Annotated in this window: 8 protein-coding genes; 3 read left to right on the plus strand and 5 right to left on the minus strand. The window is 54.2% G+C overall.

Annotated elements, in window-relative coordinates; genetic code table 11:
• The 4 genes from BMZ91_RS20740 to BMZ91_RS20760 form a co-directional block, all read right to left on the minus strand.
• Nucleotides 1-196: transposase (locus BMZ91_RS20740; protein WP_483880088.1), on the minus strand; the 196-nt coding region annotated here is incomplete at its 3' end.
• Nucleotides 197-647: 451 nt separating this feature from the next.
• Nucleotides 648-1,655: an LLM class flavin-dependent oxidoreductase gene (locus tag BMZ91_RS20750; RefSeq protein WP_092842479.1), complete on the minus strand. Its 1,008-nt coding sequence runs from the start codon at nt 1,653-1,655 to the stop codon at nt 648-650.
• Nucleotides 1,656-1,731: 76 nt separating this feature from the next.
• Nucleotides 1,732-2,166, minus strand: coding sequence for a DUF3010 family protein (locus tag BMZ91_RS20755; protein ID WP_245736524.1), 435 nt, complete (start codon nt 2,164-2,166; stop codon nt 1,732-1,734).
• A gap of 176 nt (nt 2,167-2,342) precedes the next feature.
• Nucleotides 2,343-2,762, minus strand: a complete 420-nt coding sequence (locus tag BMZ91_RS20760) for a MerR family transcriptional regulator (protein WP_092842480.1) — start codon at nt 2,760-2,762, stop codon at nt 2,343-2,345.
• Between the two features lie 195 nt (nt 2,763-2,957).
• On the opposite strand from BMZ91_RS20760, the gene merF reads away from it, so the two are divergent.
• Nucleotides 2,958-3,170 carry a mercury resistance system transport protein MerF gene (gene merF, locus BMZ91_RS20765; protein WP_092842481.1) on the plus strand — a complete coding sequence of 71 codons (213 nt, stop codon included), beginning with the start codon at nt 2,958-2,960 and terminating at the stop codon, nt 3,168-3,170.
• An 18-nt stretch (nt 3,171-3,188) separates the two neighbouring features.
• Entirely contained in the window at nt 3,189-4,622 is a 1,434-nt protein-coding gene (merA, locus tag BMZ91_RS20770) for a mercury(II) reductase (protein WP_092842482.1), read from the plus strand.
• 174 nt (nt 4,623-4,796) lie between these two features.
• On the opposite strand, the gene BMZ91_RS20775 is transcribed toward merA, so the two are convergent.
• Nucleotides 4,797-4,994: a hypothetical protein gene (locus BMZ91_RS20775; RefSeq protein ID WP_177193951.1), complete on the minus strand. Its 198-nt coding sequence runs from the start codon at nt 4,992-4,994 to the stop codon at nt 4,797-4,799.
• Between the two features lie 267 nt (nt 4,995-5,261).
• Here BMZ91_RS20775 and BMZ91_RS20780 point away from each other — a divergent pair.
• The coding region (locus BMZ91_RS20780) for a transposase (RefSeq protein ID WP_143076439.1) at nt 5,262-5,530 on the plus strand (269 nt) is incomplete at its 3' end.

Consider the following 5,530-nt stretch of genomic DNA (forward strand, 5'->3'; position numbering starts at 1 on the left):
AAAGCATGCGGATCAGTAACTCTGGATCGATGGAAGGACGGCCCGTGTGGCTATAAAACTCAGCCAGATACTGGCGGATGCCGCTCAGATCGACAAACCGATCAATCGAACGAAGCAAATGATTTTGCTGGATGTGATCCTCCAGCGAGAACTCATAAAACAGCGCCGCCTGTGCTTCCTGCCTCGGTCCCAACATCGCAAAATCTCCCGATCAATATGGGAATTGAATCAGTGATGCACGCCTCGATCAAGGAAGAGTTTTTCAACACAATACGTCCCTCTCAGCTTTTCGCTGCAGGCGCAATCAGGAGATAGGCGCATTGGGGAAAACGCAGCGAAAGTTTATTTGCCCACAAAACTGTTGTTAGTCATCAACCGGATTTACGGGCGAGCTTCAAAGTCGAGAGCGTGAAATTCGAGACTGCTCTACACCTTAGATTTCTCGTGGCGTCAGTTAGAAGGGAAAAGGCTACACCACAGCACGAAAGGGGGACGGAAAGGGGGATTAAATATCTTAAATATTTTGTATCATTTTGAAATATAAAGATAATACAGCTTTAAATGGTGCGAGCTAAGGGACTCGAACCCCCGACCCCATCATTACGAATTTTGCCGTCCATGAGTTGGACGTGACTGAACCAAGCCGCTTATGCTAACTTTGATGCCTGTGCGATATCGGAGAGAGCTTCCGCTGCAATTGCAAAGGACTTCAGTCGCGCGGCGTGATTGTGGATCATTCCGGTTACCATCAATTCTTCCGGTTGATATCGCGCAACCAAGGCTGCAAGTTTGCTGCGGACCGTTTCGGGGCCGCCTGTGGCCGAACAGGAAAGGGCTTGTTCCACTTGCGCCAGGACCGGCGCAGAAATCTCTGCTGACAAATCCGAAACCGGTTGAGGCAGTTTGCCTGGGTGCCCGGCGCGCAAACGAGCGAAGGCGAGCATTTGGGATGATCGTAGATATACTGCCTCGTCATCAGTCGCTGCCGCACAGACCCCTGCAGCCAACATGAAATACGGTTTGGCAAGCCACTGGGATGGGCGGAACGTCGATCTGTATGTTGCGACCGCATCTTCAAGCATTGCGGGCGCGAAATGCGAGGCGAACGCATAGGGCAGCCCGAGATAGGCAGCGAGTTGCGCGCCATAAAGGCTGGAGCCGAGTATCCAGACTGGAACATGGGTGCCCTGTCCGGGAACTGCCCGGATTTGCGCTTCTTCTGAAGCGTCGCCGAAGTACCCCAAGAGTTCCGCTACATCCTGCGGAAAGTTATCATTGGCTTCCTTATGCCTTCTGAGGGCGTGCGCCGTCACTCCATCGGTACCTGGAGCGCGGCCAAGCCCAAGATCAACCCGCCCCGGATAAAGCGTCGCAAGTGTGCCAAACTGTTCGGCAATGACCAGAGGCGCATGGTTAGGCAGCATGATCCCCCCGGCACCGACGCGGATGGTCCTAGTGGCCGACGCGACCGCTCCTATCACCACTGCTGTTGCAGCACTGGCGATGCCTGGCATATTGTGATGCTCAGCCAACCAATAGCGATGATAACCGCTTGCCTCCGCATTGCGCGCCAGGTCGATCGTATTTCCCAAGGCATCAGCGGCGGTTCCACCATCCGGGATGGGCGACAGATCAAGCAGAGAAAAATGCTGCAATTTTTGGCTCCTTGTTTTCTGAGTGCCTATATAGGCTGGAGCCGGTCGATCGTCGCCTGCTCAGCCAAGTTGGGTATCAGCCCCTAGTCAAAGCAAAAGCGCCGGAAAGAAAGGCATTCTTCAAATAAACAGGCAGTTTATCTGGATATGCCTCGACTTCTTTCTTGGCAAAGTGAGAGAGTGCCACCGGACTGACGAACCTGGTGTGACATCCCTCCACAAGCTGGATCAGAGTTTCGATTTTGAAGGATACGGCTCCACCAGCCATTCTGCCTTTCTTGGCCCGGGTTTTGATCACAAAGGTATCAATCTCGTTTTCGCAGGAAAATTCGTGAAGAGCCGCGAGGAATGATCGTAGATCGGCCTCGGATGTGTCATCCTCGAGCTCTATTCGTGTGGTTTTTGGTCGAAGCATCTCCATGTTGCCATCATCATTCAGATGTACAACGGCAAGCCGAACCTCCTTTGCCGATATCTCACATCCGCATACTCTCATGTGTTGTTCCTTCATGTGACAAATCCACATTAACACTTTTTCTGACCGGAAGATCCAAATCCTCGATGCAGCATTTTCAATGCCGGGCACATGTTTTTGGGGGTGTCCGCAAGGAGGGACGAACCGACCATTGGCCCTCAGCAATCCAATGCCCGCTAAGCCTCACTCCCTCGTGGTGTCATACCCTTAGTTCACCTTGGTTCAAACAGCGTCTCCATGATCGGGCAATCTGGCACATCGCCCTGGCTGCACTCTGCCGCCATGCCGACAAGGGCCTTTTCCAACTTCCGCAACCCTTTGATCTTTTCACGCACAGAAGCCAAGTGCCCGATGGTCAATCCATGCACTTCGCCACATGTGAAATCTTGCCGATCCACCATCTCCAACAGTTCGCGGATTTCACCAATGCTGAACCCAATTTCGCGGGACGTCTTGATGAATGACAGCCGCTTGAGCTGGTTGTGATTGTACTGTCGGTTACCGCCTGCTGTGCGGTCCGGTTCCGGCATGATCCTTATGCGCTCGTAGTAACGGATCGTTTCAATATTCACGCCGGTGCGCTTGGACATTTCGCCAATCGCGTAACCTCGCGTGTTCGTGAAGTCGGACATGAACAGTTTCCTTGCATCTGTAGTCACTACAGACATTACAAGTGAGTCGGAAGTTGAACAAGAAACGGTTTTGTCGATGACCAAGCCGAGTGGGGCACTGGTGAACGAGACGGGCGATATCCGTACGAAGGCTGCCACGTCTGGCGGTGCGCAGTTTTGTGCGGATGCGCAGACATAATCAAAAATTGGAAGGAGATGACCAAAGTGAACGACAGACTTCTTAAAACGGGCATTGTCGGCACGGCGATTGTCGCGCTGTGTTGCTTCACGCCAGTTCTGGTTGTGCTTTTTGGCATTGTGGGGCTGTCGGCTGTCGTCGGCTACCTCGACTACGTTCTGTTGCCCGCCCTCGCTGTATTCGTGCTGATCACGATTTACGCCCTTATCCGCCGTGCGCGCAAAACCTGATACGAAAGACCATACATCATGCTTGATTTACTGACGCCAAACATAGTGGATACCGATACATTTGACCTTGCAGTGATTGGTGCTGGCTCAGCTGGCTTTTCCGCTGCGATTACAGCTGCCGAAGACGGCGCGCGGGTTGCTCTCATCGGGTACGGAACCATCGGTGGTACGTGTGTCAATTTCGGATGCGTCCCGTCCAAAGCGATGATCCGCGCGGTAGAAACGCTTCACACAGCCAAGGCCGCCGCCCGCTTTGACGGCGTAAAGGCCACGGCAAGTGTGACGGATTGGGCGGCAATGGTGGCCCAAAAGCAAGCCTTGGTAGATGATTTGCGGGCGGCCAAATACGTTGATGTTCTGCCAAACTATGAGGGCGTCACTTACATTGAAGGTCAGGCACGTTTCGCGAAAGATGGCTCACTGCAGGTTGGTGAGCGCATTATTCGTGCGCTAAAGGTCATCATTGCAACGGGTTCGTCCCCGCATGTTCCCGACATCCCCGGACTGGACGGCGTCGATTGGCTGGACAGCACCTCGGCACTTGAACAGGCTGAACTCCCCAAATCGTTGATGGTGATGGGCGGTGGATACATTGGCGTTGAAATCGCTCAGATATTCGCGAGGGCTGGCGTCGACGTTACCATCGTCACGCGTCGTGGTTTGCTGCCGGAGGCTGAACCAGAAGTTAGCAAAGCCCTGACAAAAGCCTTTTCCGATGAGGGCATCAAGGTGTTGGACGGGCTGGCATACGACAGCTTTGAAAAGTCAGGCGAGGGTGTCACCCTTCACACCACACATAACGGCGCAGCGGTCAGGATCGAAGCCGAAAAGCTCCTGCTGGCGACAGGCCGGGTCCCGAACACTGGCTCTTTGGCACTCGATGTCGCCGGTATTGACACGAATGCGCGGGGCGGAATTGTTATCGACCCTCAGATGCGCAGCACTCGGGAAGGTGTTTATGCGACCGGTGATGTGACCGGGACGGATCAGTTTGTCTATATGGCGGCCTATGGCGCGGAGCTCGCCGCCAAAAATGCGATGAACGGAAACACGTTGAACTATGACAATAGCGTCATGCCTGCTGTGGTCTTTTCTGACCCACAGGTGGCAAGCGTCGGCCTTACCGAGGCACTGGCCAAGGCCGCAGGTCATGAGGTGGTCACATCTGTTTTAGGTCTCGAACATGTACCACGCGCCCTGGCAGCACGGGATACGCGCGGTCTGATCAAGCTGGTTGCGGACAAGAACAGCAAGAAACTCTTGGGTGCGCACATTATCGCCCCGGAAGGCGCGGACAGTATCCAGACAGCGGCCATGGCGCTCAAGATGGGTATGACCTACGATGATTTGGGTGCGATGATCTTTCCCTATCTCACAACTGTCGAGGGGCTTAAACTGGCCGCACAAACCTTCGAAAAGGATGTCGCAAAGCTATCCTGCTGCGCAGGATAGCACCAGCGTAGCACCGCACTTTACGCCTCAAACGCAAGAAGCGCCCCTTGGGGAGCTACTGCGTTGATATTGTTTTATATTTTTTGTTGCGGGAGGGGGAATTTGACTTTAGCGAACTTTCTTGATCGTGGCGTGGGGGTAGCCGGAAGATCCGGCCGTCCCCAATAATGAGACTCACTCGTCTGCCACGGCCTCGTCGTCCCCGGCACTGGTGCCTTCGAACTTCCGGCGCAGCTCCTCGAACTTGGCGCGCTCTTTTTTCTCGCGCTCCGCTGCTCGCTCGGCCTTGCGTGCTTTTGCTTCCTCCGCCTTGGCCGTATCGTGGTCCTCCACGATTCTCGCGACCTCAGCAGGACACAGCGGGTGCTCCATAGTGGAGCGGCGATCTTTCGAGGAGGCTTTGCACGTCAGAGCGGAGAAAACATCGATAGCCGAGATCATTTTTCGCACGCTCCAAACGACTGGAGTCCATATAGCAAAATCGTGGATTTCTGGTGCCCACAATTCTCGGCGCCAACCTGAATAGACCTGAACCTGTTGCCGATTGTATCACTTGGTGTTGCGGCTTGTGTTGGAATAGCCCCCTGAAAGTGGTCCACCACCTGGGATAGATTTGTCCCGTAACTTGGAGGATCAGCGATGGCTGGAAAACGAGAGAAACCCGAAGATATTGTATCGAAGCTTCGGCAGGTTGAAGTTCTGCAGGGACAAGGCGCGACGATTGCCGAGGCGGTGCGTCAGATCGGCGTGACACAGCAGACTTTTTATCGATGGCGAAAGCTCTACGGCGGGATGCAGCGGTCTCAGCTGGCTCGGCTTGAAGAGCTGGAGAAAGAGAACCAGCGGCTGCGGCGGGCGGTATCTGATTTGACCCTGGATAAGCTCATCCTGAGCGAAGCAGCAAAGGG

Origin of the sequence: Roseovarius lutimaris (assembly GCF_900115165.1) — a bacterium.
In the GTDB taxonomy this organism is placed as follows: Bacteria; Pseudomonadota; Alphaproteobacteria; order Rhodobacterales; family Rhodobacteraceae; genus Roseovarius; species Roseovarius lutimaris.